Raw genomic sequence first — 24,121 nt, 5'->3', positions numbered from 1 at the left:
AGGGGTGACCCGCTTTGCCCACCGCTCGAAAGAGAGTCAGCCACAAAGAGCTTTGCCAGCTCGACCTTTTTACAACTTTGTCTTAGATCTCAATTGAAGCATTCACTGAGTAGAACCTCAGTTAACTTAAAGATATTCCAACATTTCTTCAGTATTTTCTTGACCCTGTGAAACAACCTGAGCCTTCTGTCGGAGGGTGTGAGGAAATCAGTTCAGGCTTTTCTGCTTCTGAGTACGTCGAGCGCCCATGAACAACAGCGGGACCACATATGGCAAATCTTTTCTCTCACGTGTCCATTTTTTTGCTTGTGTCAAATCTTGCGGTCTTCGCAATTTCTCCGGACGCGCATGCTGCCGAGATCAGCATCACCAGCAGTCAAATCGAAAGAAACCTAGAGCCCGGGGTTCCTTTCACCCAATGCAACATGCGTTTGGACGGTCCTATCGAAGCAGGTGATGCGGACAGGTTTCGATCCTTACTTGCCGATATTGATCGACACACGGAAGAGCAATGGCCCATCGTAACGTTGTGCCTTAACAGTCCGGGCGGGTCCATGACCGAGGGCCTCGCCATTGCCGAAGAAATTCGCCGCGATCGGCCCCGGACTGAAAGCAGCATCTCTCCTCTTGTCGTGACGCGTCTCGAAGCGGGCGCCCATTGTGCATCGGCATGCGCGTTGATCTTCATGTCCGGAACCCGCGAGTTTTCGGAAACAGATCCAATTCCGGCGCGTTCGATGCACCCCACAGCCCAGCTCGGCTTCCACGCTCCAGCGCTGGTGGTTAAAGATGGAGACTACAACAAGGCCCAGGTGAACCACGCCTTCACTATATCAGTTAACGTGATCGCGGATCTCCTGCGAATTCTGAATGTCGGTGAAAACGAAGAGGGTGAGGCTTACTCAGGAAGAGAGACCTGGATGGATGCCACATTGATTGAAACGATGCTCAACACACCGGCTTCGGAGATGCGCTACATCGAAACCGTTGACGATGCTGGCCGCTGGGGTATCGATGTCTATCCGCTAGCTCGACCAGAAATGAACTACAAGACCGCCTATCAAGGATGCGTAAATCATTGGTATTGGACAGAGGCCCGTTCCGCACGTAATCCATATGAACTTCATTTCGGCGATGATCACAACTACCCCATTGGCGAAGCGTTTTTCGAAGAGCATAGGATACGTTTAGTTTTCGAAATGGATCCTCACACCGGCGAGAGTTGCGAGGCCTCACTTGATACGGAAGGCTATGTCAGTTTCGGTATCTTTCATCCAGATTATTCGGGCGAACCGGGCTTATCCATTGCCTATGACGAAGAGGGCGAGTCTTTTGCGACGGATGCCGGAGCACACGCCCTTGCGCTGCATTCAGCAGAAACCCGGCTGGCGACCCTTTCGAGCCCGACTCCCGAGAAGCGGACTGTCAAAAAGCAACAGGTCGCGTGGGCGCCCGCTTTGGTGGGAACAAAGTTTCGCTTTGGGAATACGAAGGATCGTTGATGGCCTGGGAAAGTCAGGGCAACAACCGCTGGATCTGGTACTTTGCCCCTGGAGATCCCTTGCTGATAGCGTGGTTCAGTCGGGCGATCTCTTGTTTGAAGGAAAATTGAAAAACGGCGTGCTGAACGGTACGGTACATCATCCTACAACAAGCTGCGGCGACCTTAGCTACGCGATCTCGGGAGAGGCCAAAGGAACCAAGGTTACGCTTGAAGGCGGCGGCCAACCCAAAATCTCCCGATGCTTGGTCCTAGATGGCCGGGATGAAACCTTTGAATTTAGCTTCATCGCTGCAGCCCCGGGCTAACCAATGGCTGTTTCGCGTTGAGCTTACGATAACCGTTTCTGCACCTTAGAAACTGGTAGCAACACAAACCATTGCAAATGGCATTTTTGTGCGGCGCGTCTTCTTCTTGGCAAGCGTCGCAATGGGAAAGACTGTTGAACGAGAGCCGTCCGCTTTGGACTCGATGCAGAAGTTCGCCTAAGTTTTGCTAGCGACCGCAATACAGCACAAAGCGGACAACGATGAAGCTTCCGTCTTCAAGAGTTCGTTTGGATCAACTGCACCGCCAAATATTACAAGTATTTTAGTGTCATGGCGTCAGTCTTGTTATAAAATAACACATCCCATGAGCGGCATAGCAGTAATCGTCATCAGCCATGAAATTTGCATCGCAAGAACACGAAAGCCTGTTTCACGAACGAGGCGAGCCCTACCGAATGGGTAGCCCCGGAGCGCGGACTTGCGGCGCGCGACTGAAAACAGGGGCCGCTTGCCCCAACCCCGCAATCAAGGAAAGCAAGCAGGGCCGGTGCCTTAGCCATTGCGGACCTCACGCCGCGAGGGCCTACCGTGTGCGCCAGAAACGCCGGTTTGAAACGGGCAGCGTGTCTGCCGAGGAATGGAACCGCGCCGAAGCCCGCCGCGCTGCCAATCGGCTAGGTGATCAGTGGAAGAAAAACCCGTGGTTGCCAGGTAGCACGATTGACCTGGGCGAACACGAATACGCATTTCGCGACGCGCTGGGCGATCTGGACGCAGCGACGTTGCCGCCAGCGGCGGTTGACTGGCTTCGGTGGCACTACCGGCGGACACAAATTGACCGGCAGAACGGGGCGGCTTGGCACAAAGCGCTAGCGCAGGACATGCCCCGGCGAGTCGCAGATGCGGGGCCACGTCCGTCCGATGCTGGCGGACGTGACTCAAAACCGGATACGAAGCCCCGGACGTGGCATGTCGATGCCTCAGAGCGGGGCAGCGCGTCCAAGCGAACCCTGCCGGACAAACCTAAGGCCCCGAAGGCCCGGCGCGGGAAAGGCTTCGGACGTGCTGGCCGTCCCCGGACGCAACCCGCCAGTGAGGATGAACTTGCCGTGCTGGCTCAGGTCTATCGGGAAAACGCTGGTCTGTTGGAACCCATAATGGCGGGGATCACAGATCAAGCGAAACAATTGGCGGTGCTTCGGACGCTACGGGACTATCTGGCCCGACCTACGGACGCAGAGGTGTGCAAACGCTGGCTGGCGTTGGTTGCTGCGGGGGCGCAGATTTAGCAAGAGTGCCAGCGGCGCTGACTGCGCCGCTGTGCGTCGGCTGGGTGAAACTCAACTAGGCGAAGTCAACGCTGAGTTCTTCGGTCAGTGTGCAGCGTTCGGGGATCACCATCTTTTTCAAGAGAACGCCGACTTGCGGATGGATTTCAGCTTCGCACCAAAGCAAGTCCAAAGCGCAGGCGTTCACCCAGCGGGCGCTTTTCATACCTTTTTTATCTGGCCAGCCGATAGCAGTGGGGTGAAAAGACGCGGGTTCGCCTTTGTCAAACTCCACAACTCCTACACGCCACTTACCCTTTTTCTTGGGGTCAGCGACGCGAAAGACAGCCACATGGCAGTCTGCGATGAAGCCGCGCCATCGCACGGGCAGGCAAAGCAAGTGGGCGGCAAATTTTGTGTTTTTCTCCAACCAATTTCGTTCGGCGTCAAAGTCGATTTTTGAGCAAGTTGGGGGACAACCAAGCATAGTTGGCCGGTGCTGTTGTTTTGGCGGGAATTTCACACGGCAACTCGCCGCAGTAAGTTAGGAGTTCGCAGGAACGGGCCTGCTTATTTCGTGCGCTAGACGCTGCGGGGGTCTGAGACATATCTTGTCCCTTTTCGTATCTCGTTTCCACTTCCACAGACCGGAACGTCGTCTGAGGGTGCGCTACGCGCGCACTTTCTGATTTATCGCTCCTGCGGGGCAGCGTTATCCGCACGCTTATCGCTGCATTCCCCTGCCCGAACGACCTTTTCGTTCAGCTAGGGTGATGGTCAGATCATGTAATTTTTCCCCACTTCCGGCAGGGGGACGAAACCCAAGAAAACAAGGCGTTTTACTTTCCCCACCACCACCGCCCCCCTTAGGAAACCAAGTGGGGTGGGGGTGCCCCTATTAGGGGGCACACCCCCTGCCCAGCTACGGTTTTTCCCAGCTTCCCCACGGAACCCCACCCAAGGTGGGGAGGTGGGGAAGCCTGCCAGATGCACGGCGACAGGTCTGTGCGCGCGTAGGAAATGAGACTGGCAGGGGACGGGCTGTGTCATTTGTCGTCGCCCCCGGCACATTGCGTTTCGTTCAAAACGGCGGGGTGCCTGAGCGGATCACTTCCATGTTCCGCCCCTTTTCCCGGTCGCGTTCAGTTTCACGACGCAAACCGCCGTCAGCCAGCCAACCGTCGATTATGTCCGAAACGACTTGGTAGCCCCGTGCCTGTTCCGGGGTTCGGTCGGCGGCTTTCGTCCCGTAGTCCCCTGCGTCAATCCCCAGGACTTCGGCAACCAGCCACCCAACCCAATTACGCGCTTGGGAATTCGCGCGGGGTGCAGCCGGGCTGCTGTCAATGGCCGCTTGGACGCGGTGAAGGTCGCTGGGTGTCCCGACCGTCGGGCCGGGCGGTGTCCAATCTTCTACTACCGCAACAGTGTCCCCAGCCGGATACTCGGACGTACCGTTGTGCAACTTCACGGAGACCAGACGCCGCCAGCGCGCTTTCGCAGCGGGCGCGAGGTTGGCCTTGCCGTTCTCTACGCGGACGTATTGGTGTCGTTCATCGTCGGCAATACCAAACTGGCGGGCTTCTTTGTCAGTCATGCGGACCAGCTGGCGGACAACGCGTGCGCCGTCTACGATGGCGGATGCGCCGCGCGCCGCACTTGCCCCAGCCGCGCCCATATCTGCGCCAGCTGCTTTGCCAACGTGGTGAACCAGAACGATTGCCGCGCCGGTACGGTCCGCGATCTGGCGTAGCGCCCCCATCAGCGTATTGGCTGAGTTATTGTCGTTCTCAGGCAGATTGTGAATAGCGCCCAAAGGGTCCAGAACCAGCACGTCTACCTTCGCGTCCAGCATCACGCCCACAAGAGCGTCTACCATACCCGGTACCCCTTCTGGCCCATCACGGCCCATCCGTGCCAAACACAGGTGCAAATCACGTCCAGACGTTGGAATGCCTCATCTGACTAGGTCCACCGTTATGTATAGTGAACGGAGGACAGAGAATGGCAAACAAGCGGCACAAGCCCGAGGAGATAGTTCAGAAGTTACGGCAGGTTGATGTGCTTGTCGGCCAGGGTATGCAGCGCGTGGATGCGATCCGCGAAGTGCGCATTACCGAGCAGACCTATTACCGATGGCGCAAGCAGTATGGCGGTATGGGAACCGACCAACTTAAGGAACTCAAACGGCTCCAGAAAGAGAATGAACGGCTTCGGAAAGCCGTGTCGGATCTGACCCTGGACAAGCTAATCCTTAAGGAAGCAGCCCGGGAAACTTCTGAGCCCCGCCCGCCGGCGTGCCTGCATCGACCTGATCCGAAGTAGGATGAAGGTTTCAGAACGCAGGATCGCCGGGTGCTGGGGCAGCATCGATCGACGCAAAGGTACTCTCCCCGAGGCCGGGAAAACGAAGACCGGCTTGTCGCGGACATGATTGAACTGGCCCGGCAATACGGCAGCTACGGTTACCGCCGCGTCGCCGTTCTGCTGAGAGATGCGGGCTGGCAGGTCAGCGTCGGCCGTGTTGAGCGGCTATGGAAGCGGGAGGGGCTGAAGGTGCCACGCAAGCAACCAAAGAAGAGCCGTCTCTGGCTGAACGACGGATCATGCATCCGCCTGAAGCCTGAGCACCGCAACCATGTCTGGAGCTACGACTTCGTGCATTGCCGCACTGACGACGGCAAGGCGTTCCGTACCTTGAACATCCTCGATGAGTTCAGCCGGGAATGCCTGTCAATCACAGTGAAGCGGAAGCTAAACTCGACCGACGTGATCGACGCTCTCACCGATCTCTTCATCCTGAGAGGGCCGCCGGCATTTGTGCGCAGCGACAATGGCCCCGAGTTCGTTGCCAAAGACGTCCGAGCATGGATCGAAGCCGTGGGAGCCAGGACGGCCTTCATCGAACCGGGCAGCCCTTGGGAGAACGGCTATGTGGAGAGCTTCAATGCCAGGTTCCGCGATGAACTTCTGAACCGAGAGATCTTCTACTCGCTGAGGGAGGCTCAGATTATCATCGAAGGCTGGCGGAAACACTACAACACTAAGCGGCCCCACAGCGCTCTCGGCTATCGGCCACCAGCTCCTGAAACCATCGTCCAGATGGACCCGAGGCCAGTCATGCACTAACAATCAAGTCGGACCAGTCAAATCAGGCCATCCAGCACTGCAAACGGCGATACACGCCTTACAGAAAGACCTCCCAATACTGCTCCGACAGCTGTCGAGTTCTCGCGCACAATAAGCGCAAAACTGAAGCCATTGACGCATCGGTCAGATACGAAGAGCGAATGCAAAACTCTCTACGTTGGCATCGCAAACAGGATCACCTTCGACATCTCTCCGATGATGAACTCAGAGTTCTCATAGAAGCTAAGTGGCAAGACCGCAAAGAAAGAGACCAAAAAAGAAGAATAACAGCTAAGAAGCGTTACGCAGACCAGAAAGCGGCAAAGAAAATCGTGATCACTTGTCATGGTATCAACGACCACGGTGAGGACAAAAGACAGAAGCTCGAAGGTTGCCGACCAGCTTCCAAGACTGATGAAGCGAATGTGACGACAACGCATTCTAAGACTAAGCAAGGTCCCAACAAGAGTAGACCTTACCCAAAGATCGAGACCACGCGAAAGCGGACACTGCTACAACGCAATTCTGCAAAACCTACTGGTCAAAAGTAGCAAACGAAGATGACAGATACCCATTCAGCAACAATAGAGAAGGTGGTCGTCGCAACATCGTCGAAAAAAGACACACTAGTCTTCCACATCGAACAATACCTGAGACACACCTCTCAGGGTGTCTCTCGATCATGAAATTTCGCTATGTTGAATTGTCATAGTTGGTGGTGGGTCCACCTCCTACAACCTCATCTTTGGTCTACCACATCTGGTCTGAACATCAGGTAATTGCCTGATCATTGTACCCAGATGAACTCCCTAATCATTAGTGACGTCGTGAAAAGGCCTGCGTCTTAACCCTCAGGTCCTCTCTCTATAGTGGCGTCACGCTAACTTCCAAAGGACATCCAATGATATCCAAAACCTGCCAACAGTGCGGGGCGTCTTTCTGTGCGCAACGCTCATCAGCAAAGTTCTGCGACGCGACTTGTCGCAAAGCCTCATCACGAGGAGGCGTTCCCGAGAACCGTACAACTTCACCAACGAAGCGCCGTCGAGAGGACGAACTGTTCAACCTCCATATGATCCTTTGCAAAACCTACTACGGTATGCCTCCTGCAGACCGCCCAGCCTACCTAGAAGGTCTGATTGACCGAGCGCGAAATGGCGACAACAGTGTCAAAGAAATTCTGACCAACTTGTATCTCCTGAAAGCTAAGGAAGGGAGTAAGGTCTACAACTACCGAGGATCCAGAGCATATCCAACGTTACCTCAAGAGGCCTCTCGGTTTGTGACAGCAAATTGGGGTGTTTCGATTGGTGACGCGGTCGCCGCGTAGTAATGCGACCCTCGCTGCCACGGCGGGGGAAGCCGTGCCAGGCACCATTGCTAGTTGGATACCATGCAGGTCTCTGTCCCTCTGCCGACCTTTTTTGAGACTGCGTTTCAGATGGCTTGCCGCTTGGTAATAATGCCGTCGCGAACCGATTTGAATGCGGTTGATCTTTACACCCTCAGGTGAAACTCTGCCGACAACAAAATGAGCAGGAAGACATGTACGAGAACGCGTTCAACAAGATCGAGCGGGACCTTCGCGCGGAAGAAGGCATCGCAAACGAGCTGGACTACGTAGAGCAGACATCTTGGGTCCTATTCCTCAAGTATAGCATGACCTCGAAAGCGAGCGGCGCGACAGAGCCGAACTTGATGGCGAAGACTACGCCCCCGGCACCACGTTCTCATACGAACCTATTGATTGTCCTCGGTTAACTTGGAGCAACTGCGCGGGTGCAGGACATGGCGTAGGACAAATTGGTCCCCTTTTCGTTCAACAAGAACAGCATCTATTTTTCGAATGGCGTGTCCCACGAAGCCTTCCGAGGCACTACTCAGCCAGAAAGATATCTTTTTCTCTCAGGACGCGTTCATGAACGGTTTCAGCTTCAAGAGCGACGAAAACCGCACAACAACTCGACGAGTGTCCACGTTGATTTCCTGAGAATTCCGTCGAACTCATGGGCGGAAAGGAATTCCTCACAATACTTGTCGTGATTTTCCGGCAACAAGCATGTTGCTGTTTGATATTTGAGCAGCAAATGACAGACACTTGCCTATAACTTGCCATTTTTATCGTTAGAATGGCGCAAAGAGCACAGGCAAGAAGACTGGGAGAGCAGAAATGACTGATGCGACAAGCCCCACTCAGACGTATTGGGATCTTCCATGGATCCGAAATGCCCGTTTTGACACAATGTTCATCTTTGGGCTTCTTGCTTTGTCGTGTGTGACTGGTCTGGTTATCATGATCGAACCCAGCCTTTTTTATCCAATTTTGGTAATCGACTTGTGGTTTTTGGGATATCACCACGTGATATCGACGTTCACCCGGATCTGTTTTGACAAGGAAAGCTTTCAGGAGCACAAGTTCCTGATGATCGGATTGCTTCCGCTTGTGGTCGTAGCGACATTGGCGGTCGCCTGGGTATTCGGGCTTTGGGTGATCGTAACGATTTATTTCTATTGGCAATGGTACCACTACATCCGTCAGAGCTGGGGGATTTCACGGGCATATCGCGGCAAGGATCGTGACGCGCGGTATGAAGACGGTTGGCTTGATCAGGCTATCTTCTACTCGATCCCCGTCTTTGGCATCCTGAGCCGTTCCGCAGAGCAGCAACCGACCTTTATCGGAATGGAACTTTGGTCGTTCCCGGTGCCACCATTGGTTGCCGTCGTCAGTGGATATGTTGCCGTTGGTCTTCTGGCGTACTGGCTGTTGCAGCGCATTATCGCTTGGCGCGAAGGGCGTCTTGCCACCGTTCACACGATGTACGTGTTCAGCCATTTCACGATTTTCTGGCTTGCCTACGTGGCCACCAGCGACATTACGCTAGGCTGGCTGATGATCAACATCTGGCACAACGCCCAGTACATTCTGTTTGTCTGGATGTATAACAACAAACGTTTCAGCAATGGTATCGACCCGAACGCAAAGTTCTTGTCCTACATCTCGCAAAACGGTCGGATGTGGCTTTATATGCTGACCTGTATTGCGATAACCGGCGTTATCTATTGGGGCGTTCTGCGCACCATCGACTGGCTGTTCTTCGCCGGGCTATCGGCGACAATCGTGCTCTATCAAATCGTCAACTTTCACCACTACATGGTGGACAGCAAAATCTGGAAACTGCGTAAGCCGAAGCTTCAAAAAACCTTGGACATCAATTCGGGCGCGTGAAGCTGGGTCTGTTGCCGATACGGCTGGTTGTGGATGCTGGTCGTAAGGTGTTGGGCGAAGGGCAACGGCGGGGGTCAAGATCGCGCTCTTTGGCGGTTTATCCGGCCGCGCAGAGTGTTCTCAACCAATGGACGGAAATGTCGTCGTCGTGCTATCTAAGTCGCGAGTGTCGAATAAAACAAGAATGTATGAGGCATCGTTCTAAAAGGTCGCGGCAGTGGACAATTTGAATCATCGGCTTGAGGTGGCGTCTGGCTGCTCGTTTGCGTTTTGCGCAAGCACGGGCAGAACGGCCACGATGTTTGTGGCCAAGACACTTAACGCGCTGCCCGATGTGACCGGGTTGCATGAAGGCCATCTGCTGGATGCCGCGCATTCGCCAATGTTGCCCCTAATCAACTTTCACAATAGAAAGGCGTGGGGGGACGCCGAGTACGCTTTCAAGACAGCGGGTGAGTTGAGGTCTGCGCCCGTGTTGACCGAGGCGGCAGGGCGTGCATCCCATCTGGTCGACGTAGCCTTTAATAATACCCCGTTTCTTGAGTCCCTTGCGAAACTGCACCCGGATGCAAAAATCATCGCTATTTTCAGACGATGCGAAGGCTTTGTCAGGTCGGCCACAATCGTTTCAGGCGAGGATGATCAGCCCGCCGGTTGGCCAGACCGTAGCAAGCCGTTGACGGACAGGGAAAAGTTTATCTCGGTTGGTCGGCTGAAGCCGTCAAAGGGCAGCGAATACGCCGCGCATTGGGACGACTGGAGCGGCATTCAACGCAACATCTGGCTTTGGACGACGGTCAACACGCACCTCTACGCCTTTGCAGGCGGTGGTGCGGGACGCAGTAAGTTGCTTTTCGAAGATCTTGCCGAAAAGCCTTCGTTTTTCTGGGAGCAGTTTCTGGACGCTCTGGGTTTGCTGTCGGATGCCAATCTCAGCAGGTGCGTTGAAATGTCGGCCAAAAAAACAAATCAGCGGAGTGCCTACCAAGTTGGCCCCGCGTCCGAATGGAGTGCCGACGAGCAGGCGCTTTATACCAAAATGGCGCTTCCACTTGAGGAGAAAATTTATGGCAGATGATGTTCTGACCAAGGTCATAACTGTCGTTGAGGATGTGCTGCGTGGCGAGAGCGGCCGGAGTGATCTTGCCGTCCGCCCGGAAGACACAATGGAAACCATCGCAGAATGGGATTCCATGAGCTTCATGAAAGTTTTCCTGGCTATCAATGAAGCGTTCAACATCGAACCCGATTTCGATGAGGCGATACACTATACGTCGGTTTCCGCGCTGGCTGCATATTTGCAACAAGAGGCGGCTTGATGTCCGGTAGCCGGGAGCTTTTGCTGCAAAAAATGCAGTCGGTGGCGGAGGCCAATTCGGCTGCCGTGGCCGTTCGAGAACCTGGCAAAGAAACCACCTATCATGACCTTGGAAACATGGTCTTTGGGTTTCGCGAACTTTTGGCTGAACGTGATCCACTGGGCGTGTCGCCAATCGGGTTTTTGCTGGAACGATCGTCTGACGCCTATGCAGCAATGTGGGCCGCAATAGGAGAAGGGCGGGCCTTTGTTCCACTGAACCTCGGCTATCCCAACGGGCGTTTGGAAACGATCATCGACTCGGCGGGAATTGAATATGTGATCTGCCATCCTTCGACGGTTGAGCGAGCGACAGGATTGGGCTTCGAATCTCACCAGATATTGGTGTTGAGTGACAAAGGTGAAATCGGTGGCGCGGATGCGCGGCCTTGGTCTGCACGGCCGATCATCGAGGGTGCAGCATATATTCTGTACACGTCGGGCTCCACCGGCAAACCCAAAGGGGTGCCGATTTCTTATGATAATCTAGTTGCTTTTATCGACAACATGATGGCCACCGTTACCTATCCAGACGAAAGCATCTGTTCGCAGGTCTGCGAGTTGTCGTTCGATGTCAGCATCCAAGAGATTTTCCCGGCGCTGCTCAGCGGGGCAACACTGTGTCCTGCCCGGCAGATTGATCTGTTCAACCCGGCTCAGTTCGTCTCCAAGAATGCCATTTCCGTTTGGATATCCGTGCCAACCCTTGCCCGGGTTGCGCTCTCGCTTCCGACGTTTGATCCAAGCGCATTGCAAAGCATTCGCATATCAATTTTCAATGGTGAGCCTTTGAGCACACAGATTGCCCGCGATTGGCAATCAGCGACGCCACAATCTGAACTATGGAACACCTATGGGCCGACCGAATGCACCGTTGCCGTCACCGCCCAGCTTTGGACCGGTGCAAAGGACCTAAGTGAAATTGATGTTGTGTCTATCGGGCGACCCATTCCGGGGTGCTCGGTCGCCATTCTGGACGGGGACGAAATTGTACCCTTGGAGGGCAGCACCCCCGAGTGTTCCGGGGAGCTGTTGCTTTGCACCGATCAGTGTTTCGCTGGATATACCGACCCGAAGATTGCCAAACCATTCGTTTATGACGCGCAATCGACCCGGTACTACAAAACTGGCGACAAGGTGCTTTGGCGGGATAACCGGATTTTCCACCTGGGTCGACTTGACCACCAAGTGAAGATCGGTGGCCATCGGGTCGAGTTGATGGAAGTCGAGTGGCATTTGCGACGGGCACTCGAAACCGACGCGTTGGCGGTTGTGGCGCATCCCAAGCAGCAACCAAACGAACTGGTTCTTTTCATTGAGGGCACACAAACACAACAGGACGTGAAGACCGCAGACCTCAACCTGCCGAATTACATGATCCCGAAACGTGTTTTGCCGATGGAGTCGCTACCGACGACCCCGCATGGAAAACTCGACCGAGTTGCTCTGCAGGCCATGCTGGAAAATCCGCAGTGAAAGCTTTGTTCGTTAAGTCAGCAGTGGCGCTTGCCGCCTTTCTGGCGTTGTTGGGTGGGCTGTTCTTCCTAGACCAAAATCGTGGCGGGCCGGCCACTGTTCTGTCGCGGTGCAACCTGTTGCTTGCGCGTGATGCCGCGCCTGCGGCAGATGTTTTGATTGTCGGCAGCAGTCGCTCTGGTGTGGCGTTGGATCCGCTGGTGATCCAAAGGCTGTTGCGCCGCGAACTCTCCGGCGCGCCAACTGTCGAGCGTCTGGCGATGGGGAATATGACACTTCGTATCTCTGACGCATTGCTGGAAACCTATCTGCAATCGCGCGGTGCGCCAAAGCTGGTTGTTCTTGAGGCGTCCTTCATGACGCAGCGCACCGTGAACCATTTGGCCCGCATTGCGGGCAACCAGGCGACAGAACACTATCTGTTCGGTCGGGACCTCAATCTGATGACATTTGGACAACTGTTGTCCCAGCCTGCCGTTGCCATGCCGTTCACCGAGGTCGAAAGCCCTGTCACGCTGTGGCAGTTTCGTTTGCGCGGTGTGATGCTTAGAGCTGGCGCACTTGCATACCAGTTTGCCAAGGCCCCCTTTGAGGGTTGGACATTTGATGATTGCGATCAGTTGGACATAACGCGTGAGCCAAATTGGCCAGAAGATTTCTCTTTCACATATGGCGATCATGAAACAGACCTTGGATATTCTGACCTCGTGTCAGAGTTGGAAGCGGAGTTGATCCGGTCGTCGCAGGGCCGTGCGTTGAAGGATTGGCAGACTGCTTCGGATAATGTTCAGGTCTATCCCTACGATATCGAGCAAAACTATCGGCAGGGAGAACGCGCCTATTTCAAAAAGATGGTAGAGGCGGTCACTGCGCGGGGCTCAGAGGTCCTTGTCGTTCCGCTGCCTCTGTACGGCTACAGCATAGACCCGAGCGATATCTCGGGCTTGGAAACAGTTTTGCCGGAAGGAACCCGGGTTTTCGACTTGTACGGTCAAATTGGTCCTGACATCAGCACGTTTTGGTATGACGACGCGCATCTTGAGAAGTATCCCGCGAGCTTGCTTGCAACCGCTATCATGACCGGACGCATTGCGCGCGCCCTTGAATCCGAGGTCGCAGATGATTGATCCGGTTTCGTATGTGCTGTTCATACTCGTGGTTCTGGGGCTTTCCCACGCAACGCTAAACGCACGCTTTAGCTCAACAAACAGAATGTTCTGGAGCATCGCACCGGGGTGCCTTCTGATGTTTGTCGTGCATCCTGGTGCGCTATTGCTCGCCTTGGCCGCAATTGCCTTCAGCACCTGTATTTTCTGCCTATGCCGGTTATTGAACAACGCCCGTGCCAGCGCGCGGCTTCCTTACCTTATACTGGTTCTGCTCTTTTTCCCGGACGTGTTGAACCTGCTGCAAGAGGCACCAATTCTTTGGCTCGGAAGCGCGTTTTTCATCGTGCGTCAGATGATGACCACTGCGCAGGCTATAAAAAAAAGCGTCAGCCTGTCCGAGTATCTGCCCGCGCTCGCGCTCGCCACGTTCTTCTTTGCATCCATTCCTTCGGGGCCGATTTTCAGTGGTCTGGATGCAATGGGCACATTGAAAGACCGAAAAGAGCCCCGCTACGCGGAGGGCCTTTATCGCATCTTCGAAGGTTTTGTTTACCTGTTCGCGATAGCCGGCTTCTTTGGCTTGGCCGTTCAGTATTCCGAAGGTCAGATCAGCCAATTGCACGGGAGCGGTAGCGCGCTCGTGCTTGGCTACTTCAAGTTTCTCATTTTGCCGCTTGTTGCCTTCGGCTTCCTGTTTTCGTCATTTTATGGATACTCTCGGATGGCGGAAGGGACGGCTCTTGTTCTCGGGTTCACAGTTCCTGAGAACTTCAACAAACCTCATTTGGCAAGCGACCTGGGCGATTACTGGAAAAGATGGCATCGTTCTATGGCGGGTTTCGTTATGCAGTACATTTACCTGCCGCTGGTTGTTACCACGGGTAACTCGAAACTGGGCTTGGTCTGTGCTTTTGTCTTCATGGGACTATGGCACAATTTCTCGGCCAACTTTCTGGTTTGGGGGCTTGGTCATGGGCTTGCTTTGGCCTATGTGCTGCCGACGGCGAAAAGGTTGAATGTTCCGCCACTCGTCATTCGGGTTGTTTCTCTGGCCTATGTTGTATTCCTTTCGTCGATTGCTCATGCGGTGTGGTCGGGGTCATGACAATGAAACGTGCCATTTACATTGCGGCCTGTCTGGCGATCTTGGTCTTATGGATCGCCTACGGAAATTTTGACGCCGCCGAAGCGCCCTATGTTGGCTTCTAGTTGCGCGTTGGCTGCTTGAGTTTGTACACGCGGGTAAGTCCGAACCGAACCCCATCTGGTTAAGAGCGACCTTTACACATCGGCGGCGCGAACCACCTAAGTGCAGGGTGGCGGGCCAAGCGAGTCACGCTCAACGATATGCGTAGCCAGAGGCATACCAGTGCCATCCGTCTGGCTTTCCAGCATACCAATCAGCGCCAGTGCGGCGCGGCGACCCATTTCCCGATGCGGTACATGCACGGTCGTCAACGCGGGGGTAGCAATCCGCGCCAGTTCGATATCGTCAAACCCGGTTATTGATATATCGTCGGGTACCTTTAAGCCCATTTCCCGCGCACGATGCAGCGCGCCTACCGCCAAAACATCGTTGCCGCACAGGATCGCTGTCGGCGGAGTGGTCTGTGAAATCAGTTGCGCAAAAGCCTCGGCGCCGTTTTCGATCTCGTACGAGGTTTCGATGATTGTGAGGTCCGATGGGGACAGGTCGTTTTTCCTGATCGCGTCCTCGACGCCTTCGATCCTCAGCCGGGCGCGATCATTTCCTGCACTGATGCCGGAAATCATGCCAAGTCGCCTGTGGCCTAGGCCGATCACATGATCCGCGAGTTCAGTCATCGCCGCGCGGTTGTCAAAGCCGATAGAGGGCACCTGTGCGTCAGGCAAAAACGACCACGCGACCAAAGCGGGAATCTTCCGACGCTCCAGATCTTCATATATGCGAGAACTCGACAGCTGTCGGAGCAGTATTGGGAGGCCTTTCTGTAAGGCGTGTATCGCCGTTTGCAGTGCTTGCAGCTCTTACGTGCCTTTGGCTTCGCTGTTTTGGTTCTGGTTTCGTCAGCGGTCATCTCATCAGTCTCATGTCGGGTGAAAAGCCTAGCGTTTTGTTGTATTCATAGGTGGGGTGAAATTGAATTATCTTTTGTTTCAGATGTTTGAGAGAGTTGCGGAATTAACGCTAAGAGAGGCCTAGCAGCTGTCTCTCAGGCCTTCCGCGAGACGCAACGTGGTCTCTACTCAGACTGACCCTGTAGCACCCACTGTATTTCCCGGCAAAAAAATCTCTGCGCCTTTTACGGGTCGTGGTGATTGACTCATCCCCCTCCCGGGGTGACCAACCAGCCAATTCTGAGATGAACACAGAGGGGCGCGGAGAGGCCCGCAGAGACTCACACAGTGGCCTACAGGCAGTCGATGTGGGTACGCCCCCGGGCACCACTTCTTAAGCTAAACCCTTGGCTTTACTCCAGCTTTTAACAGCAAGTTGGAGCCGTAGACCATGTCAGAGACCATTTCACCCAAGTACACCTTCGTGAAAGAGGGTGTTTTTTACTTCAGTCGCCGCATCCCCAAGGAGCTTTGTCACTACTACTCGTCTTCTCGGATCGCATTTTCTTTGCGAACTCACTCGGCAAACGTAGCGGCGACGAGAGCAAGAAGAGCGGCTGATCAACTGGATGAGTATTGGTTTCATCTGAGGTCGCAGGATACAGAACTGCCTGGAAAGCACATGTTGCGTCTTGGCGCAGCCAACTCCGCCGTAACACCGGTTGTTCTGAACGAGACTTCTGCTGCCTCTGTACTGTTGTCTGAGGCAGTCGAGATTTATCTTACACAGAAGGGCCAAGGACGCCCCTTGACGTTTCACCGGGGCGCTCAGAGAGCTTGTGGCTACGTGATTGATGCCTGTGGCGACAAACACCTCGAAGTCTATACCAAAGCGGACGCGAACAAGTTCCGCGACGCACTCATCGCGCGTGGTCTCGCGGGTAGCAGCCTCACAAGGATTTTCGGTACAGTCAGAGCCGTTACCAACTTCGCAGCGAGTGAGCAGGGGCTTTCGCTGCACAACCCTTTCTCTGGAGTTTACTACGACCGCTCCGCTGGAGTCTCTGGCCGCAACCCATTGCCTAGAGAAGCGATAGTGACCGTTCAGGCGAAATGCAGGGAACTTGATGGCGACTTGCGCTGGTTGGTGGCTTTGGTTTCAGACACAGGCATGCGGCTCGCAGAGGCTGCTGGGCTGGGAAAAGAGGGCTTCATGTGTGCGGACGATGGTTCTCTCTCAGTTCGCGTCCGCCACCATCCATGGCGTCGTTTGAAGACGCAGGACAGTGAACGTGATGTACCACTTGAAGGAAACGCTAGATGGGCAGCGCAGCGCATACTCAAAGAAGCTGGCTCGTCTCAGTTCGCATTCCCAAGATACAACAGGTCCGATACCACAAATGCAAATGCGGCTAGTGCCGCCTTGAACAAGTGGATGAAGGAACTTGTCCCAGCGGGATACACCATGCACGGTTTCAGGCACTCAATGCGGGATCGTCTGAGAGCCGTAGAGTGTCCAGCAGACGTGGTCGATCAGATCGGAGGTTGGCGTACAGATGGTGTAGGCCATTCCTACGGGACAGGTTACCCGCTTGAGGTTCTCAGAAAGTGGATGAAACAGGTAACCTGAGCTGACATGGTCTACGGCTCCAACTTGCTGTTAAAAGCTGGAGTAAAACCAAGGGTTTACCTTAAGAAGTGGTGCCCGGGGGCGGTAGTTCTTCTCCCGTTACAGGCACTTCTTCAGCCGGTCTCTCCAGCAAAACAAGGGGTATGCGACGGGCTGTGTCGCTGTCAACAGGCACCATATGGTCTACGGAATGGTCTACGGCTGCTGTGAGAGTCCCTCAGCGACTCCCTGAGGATCAATGCGGTTCCGGGGGCGGAATCGAACCACCGACACGAGGATTTTCAATCAGTCTGGTTTAATCCACATACCGCCACAAGCCGCCTCATCCAGCCACATTAACTTCTTGGCTTGGTTGGAACTAAGGCGTGCAAGCCGCCACATGCTGCCACAACGCGCCACACCCAACCACACCGGTGTGTGTCACCCATACGCTACCCAGCCACGTCATTCGAACGTAAGCGGCCATTCATAGAAGCTGCAGCGAACGACTGTTCGGAGCCCAATCTGTCTTATGCTGCGGAACAGCCGAATGTCCGCTTTTCTCCCAGGTGACCATCGCGGCACGCGCCATCGCAATGACTTTAAGCCAACGCGGAATAAACTTCGGCAACTCGCTGAAAGGTCCAATAGGAAGCGATAGCCGCACATCCACCGGCTAAGCCCACTCTTAGGGACATCCACAAACTGGAGTTCACGCGCCGACACATTATCAAGGCAGGCCAGAGTGCAAGAATAATGGCAACTTGGCCAAGCTCGACGCCAAGATTGAAAGCAAGCAGGCTTTGCCAGATGTTTGGAGATGTGATCTGCAAGATATTGTGCAACACAAAGCTAAACCCAAGCCCGTGCAAGAGGCCAATCAGCGTTGTCAGAAGCACCATCGTGGCTTCAGAGCGCGCATTGTCCTTAAAACTCACAAACGCCGCGACGGCTGCAAAAATGATAGAAAGCGCGATCCCGGTTTCGACGGCAGGAACAAACCACGCGCCCGATGGTACAAACCCGAAAAACCCCAGCGACAGCGTTACGCTATGCCCAAAGGTAAAACCGGTTGCACGCAGCAATAGCGCCCTGAGTGTCTGCGCCCCAATGACCAAACACACAACAAACAAAACATGATCCAACCCTTCGAGGATATGTCGTATGCCTTCCCAGACGAAACTCAGGAATCCTCCATACCCCTTCTTCTGAATCAGCAATGGTTCAGTCATCAGACCCCGAGATCGGAAAATCTGAGGTGTGTCTGACGCGTAGTCGAGAATGAGGTTGGCCGTTTGGTCCTGATCCGGCAAATCGGGGTCCAGCACGTTGGCAATGCTGTACGATTGCACCGGGCCGATAGTGTCATAATACAGGACGAGATCGACAATTGTGTCACCAACAAAAAGCGGTGGCTGGAGGGCCGTTTCGGTTTCCACGGCCTTCTGAGCTTCGGCCAAAGTTGCGAATCCGGGCTCATTTCCAACGCGATGCAAGCGAATGGTCTCAACTGTTCCTCTTAGGCGCCGATTGTCGACCAACAGATGTAATCCACCTTCTGCGAGTTGCCCTAGCCCATTGGGATCGCGCATGGCAGCCTGCAAGTCGACAAAGTGGACCAACTGACCGTCGCTCATGGCATTGGTCGTGAATGGTGCAGCATCCGGCAAGGCATCACCATTCTGATCACCGACCTTATCTGCAACCAGATAAGGCATAGGCGTGCGCATGTAGATACGTAGGCCGTCTTCGAAATGCTCGACATGCGAAATTCGAACGTTGAGGTTAAGCAAAAAATGCGCCGAGGCTGATAGCGTCAGTGACAAGAGCACTCCGACAAACAGAGCACCAAAAGCAAAAACCTGTGATCTTAAATACTTATGCATTTGGATCGCGAGCCTCGATTACAGTTAATCCATCCAGCTTCCAATGGCCTGACTCAGGTATGACCTCCGCCAGCACCCGAAACGTAACGGCGCGCATATGGGCGTGCCCCAATGACCGCCTTGTGCTTTCACTGTCCATTTGGTCAGGGCACTAAATCCTCCCGGCTTGAGGGTCGGGTTAATGCGCTCCAATTTCAGGTCGCTGATATCAGTAACCGTTGCAAGACTGCCTCCTGGCGTTCGGATCGCGAGACCACGTTCAACCTCTGTTGCGATGTCACTCAGAGACGCTTCCGTCACAATATGTGCCAGCTCTGACTTTCTTGCGGCCGGCGAAACTTCCAGAGTCACCGTGCTCAAGTTCTCGACCATTGAGCGCAGTATATCTTCCGCAACCTGCGGCTTAGGGGGCTCGGGCTTATTCCACGGTACCTCCGACAAATATCCCGAAAATGCGACGGTTGCCGATGTTGCGGCAATCATGGTTACGCAACTGACGCGCTTTGCAACTTTGCCCTTGCGCAGAAGGAAAAACCAATTGATGCGGCACTGATCATACCGGAGATCAAAGCCATTGCCGGGTTCTGCCGTGTCTTCTGCTCAACTGGAATCTGAGTAACAGATGCTCTTTCGTATTGGAGCAAGTGGTTCTGCCAGTGAAATTGAGGATCTGCCGGTTTCACAGCTCCAAAGAATGGCCCGGCGATATCGTTTGAAATGGTCGCAACGCGGAAATTTCCTCGTCAAACATATCCCATGTGACCGTCACCTGATCGGGAAGGTCTGCCGATGAGAACGACAGGATAGCTCCGATAAACGCATTGTTCACAGACACTTCCTTTCCAGGCTCGACAACCTGATAACCCTGCGATGTTAGCTCCAGGAGTTTTGCTGTAGCGTTTGACGGTTGCACTAATTTGCCATCAATTGTCACCGGGTTACGAGACGCCAGGAAGGACGCCGCTTCGTTTACGATCAAGGCGCTGCGCTGTGGCGAAAGCATTTGACCCACTTCCGTGGTTTCATCAATCCAAGGCGCTAGTTCACGCAAGCGGATCAGTGTTTCATGACGAACTTCACGAGGTTCGATGTAAAGAAAGGTGGATGTCCCGTCCTGCGCTTTTCGATTCAGGCTTTCAGCAGAAAAGCGGCTATCCCACGGATCAGGCCAGTGAATCTTTAACTCTGCTGGCTTTGACAAGAAGCTGAAATCCGTGACCGGAACCTCACGGTCAAAAACCTGCATCCCGATAGTCGCCAGTGGTTCACCAAGCCGCGATGGCGGCACTATAGTCAGCTCCTTGGGAACTAAGTTTTGAAACGGAAAGAACACTTCCGCGAATAAAACGCGCGGATCTTTTGGCGGGCTGGGAACAACTTGCCCCGAGAATGGATCGCGCTGACCTGCAAGCGGCGCGGCCCGGTCTATGCGCGTTCGGTATTCCACCTTTCTGATATCAGCGTTTAGGACCCGTTCGTCGCCTGCAACAATCGAAAGCGCCCGGCTTTCGGCTTGCGCATAACCTTGATTGGTATCTTGTTCAGCCTCCGGCTCACCCCCGACGAAATCTGATGACCATCCTATTGGCAACATATCCGCAAAAAACGGAATATCTTCGACATAGATCTCAAGGTCGACGTAGACCCCATCCTCTTTGACATGAAGGACAGCAATATTGGGGGCAACTTCTGAACCGTTTGTCAGAACGACATCCGCCGAAACGGCCTGTGCACCTGAGGCCACCAGGCCCAGCATCAGGAATAGTCGGTACAGGTACTGCCAAATCGGAATTTTGTTCACCCTGAAGGTTAATTATCCGGCATTGGCGGTGGCGTGTAACCCTCCCATTTTCCCGCATTGACTTTGTCAGACGGCTCTTTTTCTTTTGAACGCGGGGCATTGATGTACTCGTCGCTCACAGCGGGTGGCAACGCATAGTCATCAACACTCGCTTCCCGAACAACGATCTGGTCCTTGGTCACGTTGATCACCTGTAGATCTCGTGCGAGCGTCAGAGGCCCATCGTAAGTCGAACGGACACCTTCCAGGATTGCCTGATAGTTTTCGGGCGAAAGAACAGAATGATACCCTAGGGCCATGCGTGGCTCGACAGCGGACATAACTTTGCCGAAAGCCGCAGGTTCCGTATGAACGCGCGTAGCTACATAAGTCGCCTGTTTCATATCCCAGCCAAAATAAGGGGCTAGCGCATCCGGAGGTAGAAACGCCTCGTGAGAAGCGAGGTCCGCCCCTTTGGCATATTCTACATACCATTTGTTCGGGTATGTATCGCCACCAAAGACGTATTTCAGCCCATTCCATTCTAGAGAGTAGCTTACCGAACCATCTAGACTGTGGATCGCAGGCCAAGAACGGATCGTGACGTCGTTCTCCTGATAAACGATCTCGTTTTCCTGCATGTAATCGAATTCAGTGACTTCGAGCTTGGCGCCGTCATCCGGCAGCGCGCCCGTTCGCGTGGCCAAGTCCCAGGCGTAAGCTTTGGACATGCCCTCAACATAGGCTTTGGTGCCCAGTTCATCTTCTGATCCGGACGGGCCGAAGATGCGGGCGGGGTATATCTGCCTGAAAGCCAACCTCCGACGTGGAGGCCCATGAAGTCTCCAACGTGATCAACATGCAAATGGCTGAAGAAGACCTTGTCGATCTTTGCGAAGTCCGGTCGCAGCGAGAACAGGTTTCCGGTTGCGCCAGTTCCTACGTCAAACAGAAAGACGTCCCCATTCCCAAGTTCCACATAAAACGAAATCGAAACGGCTGCCTTGGTTTGGTTTGGCATCCCCGTCCCCAATGCCGTGATACGCATCTCATCCTCGCCGAGGATTTCAGTGTTAGGAAAGTAAGACGCGGGATAAACACCGTTTTCGATTGCACTGGCACTCCGACCTGTCGGCAAGGCGTTTTGCGCCGTGGCTGTGCCAGCCAGTGTCATACCTAAGGCCATCAATGTGCCGGCTGCGGTTTTCATTAAGTTATTCATTGATCCCCCCTTCAAAGCGACGCCTCGTAAGAGAACACGTAACCGTGAACCTCTCGTTAACCATAGACATCTCTACGGTAAATCCATAGACTGCTCTATGTCAAATAAAGAATGCTATAATCTGAATGTCAGAATCTATCACTCGAAACTCACCAAAAACGCCGCGACCAAGGAAGACTGGATATTGCTGGCCTACAAAGTCCTCAACGAGGGTGGCGTTTCCGCGATAAAAGTCGTGCCAATGGCAAAGCGACTGAACCTGACAAGCGGTAGCTTTTACTGGCATTTCAAGAACGTCCGAGAGCTTTTGGATGAGGTTCTCAGATATTGGGAGCAGGAACTGACTGACAAAGTGATCGCACAGGCAAAGACATTTGGCGGTCCCCCGGAAGACCGCATTCTTCTTCTTATGAAAAAGGTCATAGAAGAGGACGCCGCCTTGCCAGATCACGCTGTCTCAGTGTGGGCGAATACCGATGAGAATGTAAGAGAGGCGTATCAAAGAACAATCGGCAAACGATTCCAGTTCGCCGCGTGGATGTTTGAACAGGCCGGGTTTTCGAAAGAAGAAGCGAAAGCGCGTGGAAGATTGATGGTTACTTCGCTAATGGGAGACTCTTCGACAGGTCTGAAAGCGCAAGGCGATTGGGAAAAGGTTATAGAGCGGGAACATGCAATTCTTGTCGGAAAGTAGAAGATAGAACAAGAAAGTTGCCCGGCATTGTAAGTTTGCTCGAAACGGACAGACAATTTTTAATTGCCCTGTAGAAACAGATCACGCAACAATGCCAGAAGCCGACGTTCAGTCTGTGACCATCAAGGTCCGCTTCAGTCCGCAGAGCGGTCACTCAGACAGATCGCAGCGAACGACCGCACCGACCCCAAAGCAGTCGTATAGAAGACCATGAAAACCCAGTGCTATTGGAAAACTATTACAAACCCGGCGGCCCCGAATGACAGATCGGTGCCTTCGTCGCTCACTCAACAACCATCGCTACCACGAGAGCCTCGTGATTCTGACACCAGTGGACGTCTATCATGGCCGCGGTGCGAAAATCCTGAAGGTAAGAGAGAGATCAAGACGCAGACAATCCGATAACGGCAGTTGCAGAGCCAAGCCGCTGCCACCTAAACTTCAACAGAAACCGAACTAGAGCCTCCGCTACGATACAGCCTGTGTTCTCCAAAATACTCTGACGACGGGCAAAAGGTGTATTGACATAGCCTAAGTGCGTAATGCACATTTAGACTATGAAGTCTGGTCATCTGATAAAAGTCATATCGAATGCGCTTGGTATCGATCAAGCGACAGTTCACTTTGTTGCAAGGAAGCTCCGTGAAGCAGGCTTTCTGACGACAGGAGCTCGTGGCGTGAACGCACCGGATATGACAACGCGTGATGCAGCGAGGCTTACGCTTGCGCTAATGACAGGCGCTCCGCCAAACCGTATAGTCGATACTTTTGAGATTTACCGACAATTCCGGAATGATGAGTTCGAGCATATAGAATCTGCAAAGGTCATTCAGCGTCTCGATTTCAAGCGAGAAAACACTGCGGAAGACTTCCTTGTCTACTTATTTGATTTCGTGTTGTCGCATCGGTCCAATTCTGAATCTGACATATTACTCAATGGATTAGAATTTAACGTCCATGAGAAACCAGCTTATGTGATTTTCAAAAACGCCGGATTAGAAATATATTTTACAGCGGTACATCTTTCCGAAATGAAAATAAACGAATTCGAAGACGACCCGACCGTGTGGTCAAATTCAGGGCCTGCCGGATTGTTTGAAATGGAAGGCATGCATGTCATGCGCCAGATCTCGCTTGGAGAGATAGAGGCTATTGCATCAGAGTTTGGGACTGAGTGATGCCTCACGCAATCAAAAACCAACCGGAAATAACAGCGTCAATTGATCCTCGGGGTAAATTGACCCCAATCGGACCTCCTGGTCAACGTCATGGACCAACGAGCGTCTTGGGAGGCACTAGCAGTGGCTAACGCTAGTCTCACTATCAACGTTAATGAAAAACGCATGCTGAAACAGTCTGAGGCGGCGGTTTATACTGGGCTACCTCCAAAGCTCTTTAAAACAACGTGCCCCGTCCAGCCAATTGAAATGCGGCCCGGCACAGTTCTTTGGGACAAGCGCGATCTGGACAATTGGATTGATGCAATGAAGGAAGGAGCCGAGATGGCAACGCAGGACGTCATTCTTGGCAAATTGTAATGACACGTGTCAGGGTT

Annotated in this window: 20 protein-coding genes and 2 pseudogenes; 14 read left to right on the top strand and 8 right to left on the bottom strand. The window is 53.7% G+C overall.

The annotated features are described in order from the left end of the window. The first annotated feature begins 269 nt into the window (after window positions 1-269). The 3 genes from ACR3E7_RS00110 (at window position 270) to ACR3E7_RS00100 (ending at window position 3,059) form a co-directional block, all read left to right on the top strand. Window positions 270-1,502, top strand: coding sequence for a COG3904 family protein (locus ACR3E7_RS00110; protein ID WP_480719381.1), 1,233 nt, complete (start codon window positions 270-272; stop codon window positions 1,500-1,502). 91 nt (window positions 1,503-1,593) lie between these two features. Continuing rightward, a complete protein-coding gene (locus ACR3E7_RS00105; RefSeq protein ID WP_480719378.1) occupies window positions 1,594-1,809 on the top strand; it encodes a hypothetical protein in 216 nt (71 codons plus the stop codon). A 551-nt stretch (window positions 1,810-2,360) separates the two neighbouring features. Next, window positions 2,361-3,059, top strand: a complete 699-nt coding sequence (locus ACR3E7_RS00100; protein WP_480505483.1) for a hypothetical protein — start codon at window positions 2,361-2,363, stop codon at window positions 3,057-3,059. Between the two features lie 55 nt (window positions 3,060-3,114). Here ACR3E7_RS00100 and ACR3E7_RS00095 read toward each other — a convergent pair whose 3' ends face one another. Continuing rightward, window positions 3,115-3,561, bottom strand: coding sequence for a hypothetical protein (locus tag ACR3E7_RS00095; RefSeq protein WP_480719376.1), 447 nt, complete (start codon window positions 3,559-3,561; stop codon window positions 3,115-3,117). Window positions 3,562-4,119: 558 nt separating this feature from the next. Next, window positions 4,120-4,959, bottom strand: a complete 840-nt coding sequence (locus ACR3E7_RS00090; protein ID WP_480719453.1) for an AAA family ATPase — start codon at window positions 4,957-4,959, stop codon at window positions 4,120-4,122. Between the two features lie 83 nt (window positions 4,960-5,042). On the opposite strand from ACR3E7_RS00090, the pseudogene ACR3E7_RS00085 reads away from it, so the two are divergent. The 7 genes and pseudogenes from ACR3E7_RS00085 to ACR3E7_RS00055 all read left to right on the top strand — a co-directional run bounded on the left by ACR3E7_RS00085 (window position 5,043) and on the right by ACR3E7_RS00055 (window position 14,443). Continuing rightward, window positions 5,043-6,167 (top strand): annotated as a pseudogene (locus ACR3E7_RS00085) (IS3 family transposase). Window positions 6,168-8,337: 2,170 nt separating this feature from the next. Then, a complete protein-coding gene (locus ACR3E7_RS00080) occupies window positions 8,338-9,396 on the top strand; it encodes a hypothetical protein (RefSeq protein ID WP_480504757.1) in 1,059 nt (352 codons plus the stop codon). A gap of 472 nt (window positions 9,397-9,868) precedes the next feature. After that, a complete protein-coding gene (locus tag ACR3E7_RS00075; RefSeq protein WP_480504759.1) occupies window positions 9,869-10,474 on the top strand; it encodes a hypothetical protein in 606 nt (201 codons plus the stop codon). Beyond that, window positions 10,464-10,715, top strand: coding sequence for an acyl carrier protein (locus tag ACR3E7_RS00070; protein WP_480504761.1), 252 nt, complete (start codon window positions 10,464-10,466; stop codon window positions 10,713-10,715). The genes ACR3E7_RS00075 and ACR3E7_RS00070 overlap by 11 nt, the downstream gene beginning before the upstream one ends. Beyond that, window positions 10,715-12,229, top strand: a complete 1,515-nt coding sequence (locus ACR3E7_RS00065; protein WP_480504763.1) for an AMP-binding protein — start codon at window positions 10,715-10,717, stop codon at window positions 12,227-12,229. The genes ACR3E7_RS00070 and ACR3E7_RS00065 overlap by 1 nt, the downstream gene beginning before the upstream one ends. Further along, window positions 12,226-13,356, top strand: a complete 1,131-nt coding sequence (locus ACR3E7_RS00060) for a hypothetical protein (RefSeq protein WP_480504765.1) — start codon at window positions 12,226-12,228, stop codon at window positions 13,354-13,356. The genes ACR3E7_RS00065 and ACR3E7_RS00060 overlap by 4 nt, the downstream gene beginning before the upstream one ends. Then, entirely contained in the window at window positions 13,349-14,443 is a 1,095-nt protein-coding gene (locus ACR3E7_RS00055) for an MBOAT family O-acyltransferase (protein ID WP_480504767.1), read from the top strand. Before ACR3E7_RS00060 ends, ACR3E7_RS00055 begins: the two co-directional genes overlap by 8 nt. A gap of 200 nt (window positions 14,444-14,643) precedes the next feature. Here ACR3E7_RS00055 and ACR3E7_RS00050 read toward each other — a convergent pair whose 3' ends face one another. Beyond that, complete coding sequence (locus ACR3E7_RS00050) at window positions 14,644-15,279, bottom strand: substrate-binding domain-containing protein (RefSeq protein ID WP_480506672.1); 636 nt, start codon at window positions 15,277-15,279, stop codon at window positions 14,644-14,646. Window positions 15,280-15,826: 547 nt separating this feature from the next. Between ACR3E7_RS00050 and ACR3E7_RS00045 the strand changes: the two genes are divergently transcribed. After that, the gene (locus tag ACR3E7_RS00045; RefSeq protein WP_480504769.1) at window positions 15,827-17,005 is read left to right on the top strand and encodes a DUF6538 domain-containing protein; all 1,179 of its coding nucleotides are present in this window, start codon (window positions 15,827-15,829) and stop codon (window positions 17,003-17,005) included. A gap of 581 nt (window positions 17,006-17,586) precedes the next feature. Here ACR3E7_RS00045 and ACR3E7_RS00040 read toward each other — a convergent pair. The 5 genes and pseudogenes from ACR3E7_RS00040 to ACR3E7_RS00020 all read right to left on the bottom strand — a co-directional run. After that, window positions 17,587-18,810 (bottom strand): HupE/UreJ family protein, encoded by a 1,224-nt coding sequence (locus tag ACR3E7_RS00040; RefSeq protein ID WP_480719374.1) that lies wholly within the window; start codon window positions 18,808-18,810, stop codon window positions 17,587-17,589. An 84-nt stretch (window positions 18,811-18,894) separates the two neighbouring features. Further along, window positions 18,895-19,353, bottom strand: a complete 459-nt coding sequence (locus ACR3E7_RS00035; protein ID WP_480719372.1) for a hypothetical protein — start codon at window positions 19,351-19,353, stop codon at window positions 18,895-18,897. A gap of 196 nt (window positions 19,354-19,549) precedes the next feature. Further along, a complete protein-coding gene (locus ACR3E7_RS00030; protein WP_480719370.1) occupies window positions 19,550-20,671 on the bottom strand; it encodes a hypothetical protein in 1,122 nt (373 codons plus the stop codon). Window positions 20,672-20,679: 8 nt separating this feature from the next. Next, window positions 20,680-21,468: a hypothetical protein gene (locus tag ACR3E7_RS00025; RefSeq protein WP_480719463.1), complete on the bottom strand. Its 789-nt coding sequence runs from the start codon at window positions 21,466-21,468 to the stop codon at window positions 20,680-20,682. 20 nt (window positions 21,469-21,488) lie between these two features. Continuing rightward, window positions 21,489-21,698: pseudogene (locus ACR3E7_RS00020) on the bottom strand (MBL fold metallo-hydrolase); the annotation flags it as partial. A 103-nt stretch (window positions 21,699-21,801) separates the two neighbouring features. On the opposite strand from ACR3E7_RS00020, the gene ACR3E7_RS00015 reads away from it, so the two are divergent. The 3 genes from ACR3E7_RS00015 (at window position 21,802) to ACR3E7_RS00005 (ending at window position 24,104) form a co-directional block, all read left to right on the top strand. After that, window positions 21,802-22,566 carry a TetR/AcrR family transcriptional regulator gene (locus ACR3E7_RS00015; RefSeq protein ID WP_480719368.1) on the top strand — a complete coding sequence of 255 codons (765 nt, stop codon included), beginning with the start codon at window positions 21,802-21,804 and terminating at the stop codon, window positions 22,564-22,566. 557 nt (window positions 22,567-23,123) lie between these two features. Next, window positions 23,124-23,744 (top strand): hypothetical protein, encoded by a 621-nt coding sequence (locus tag ACR3E7_RS00010; protein ID WP_170787817.1) that lies wholly within the window; start codon window positions 23,124-23,126, stop codon window positions 23,742-23,744. A gap of 165 nt (window positions 23,745-23,909) precedes the next feature. Then, on the top strand, window positions 23,910-24,104 hold the full coding sequence (locus ACR3E7_RS00005) for a hypothetical protein (protein WP_237216012.1): 195 nt from the start codon (window positions 23,910-23,912) through the stop codon (window positions 24,102-24,104). Window positions 24,105-24,121: the final 17 nt, after the last annotated feature.

The sequence above is a fragment of the Ruegeria sp. BK1 genome, from assembly GCF_056535645.1.
The sequence above is the reverse complement of the archived record's forward strand: the minus strand, read 5'-3'. Positions and strand labels throughout refer to the sequence as shown.

Coding starts and splice junctions, on each gene's coding strand:
- ACR3E7_RS00110 (WP_480719381.1), top strand. CDS start 270: ATGGCAAATCTTTTCTCTCACGTGTCCATTTTTTTGCTTGTGTCAAAT.
- ACR3E7_RS00010 (WP_170787817.1), top strand. CDS start 23,124: ATGAAGTCTGGTCATCTGATAAAAGTCATATCGAATGCGCTTGGTATC.
- ACR3E7_RS00005 (WP_237216012.1), top strand. CDS start 23,910: ATGCTGAAACAGTCTGAGGCGGCGGTTTATACTGGGCTACCTCCAAAG.
- ACR3E7_RS00070 (WP_480504761.1), top strand. CDS start 10,464: ATGGCAGATGATGTTCTGACCAAGGTCATAACTGTCGTTGAGGATGTG.
- ACR3E7_RS00035 (WP_480719372.1), bottom strand. CDS start 19,353: ATGATTGCCGCAACATCGGCAACCGTCGCATTTTCGGGATATTTGTCG.
- ACR3E7_RS00045 (WP_480504769.1), top strand. CDS start 15,827: ATGTCAGAGACCATTTCACCCAAGTACACCTTCGTGAAAGAGGGTGTT.
- ACR3E7_RS00065 (WP_480504763.1), top strand. CDS start 10,715: ATGTCCGGTAGCCGGGAGCTTTTGCTGCAAAAAATGCAGTCGGTGGCG.
- ACR3E7_RS00080 (WP_480504757.1), top strand. CDS start 8,338: ATGACTGATGCGACAAGCCCCACTCAGACGTATTGGGATCTTCCATGG.
- ACR3E7_RS00055 (WP_480504767.1), top strand. CDS start 13,349: ATGATTGATCCGGTTTCGTATGTGCTGTTCATACTCGTGGTTCTGGGG.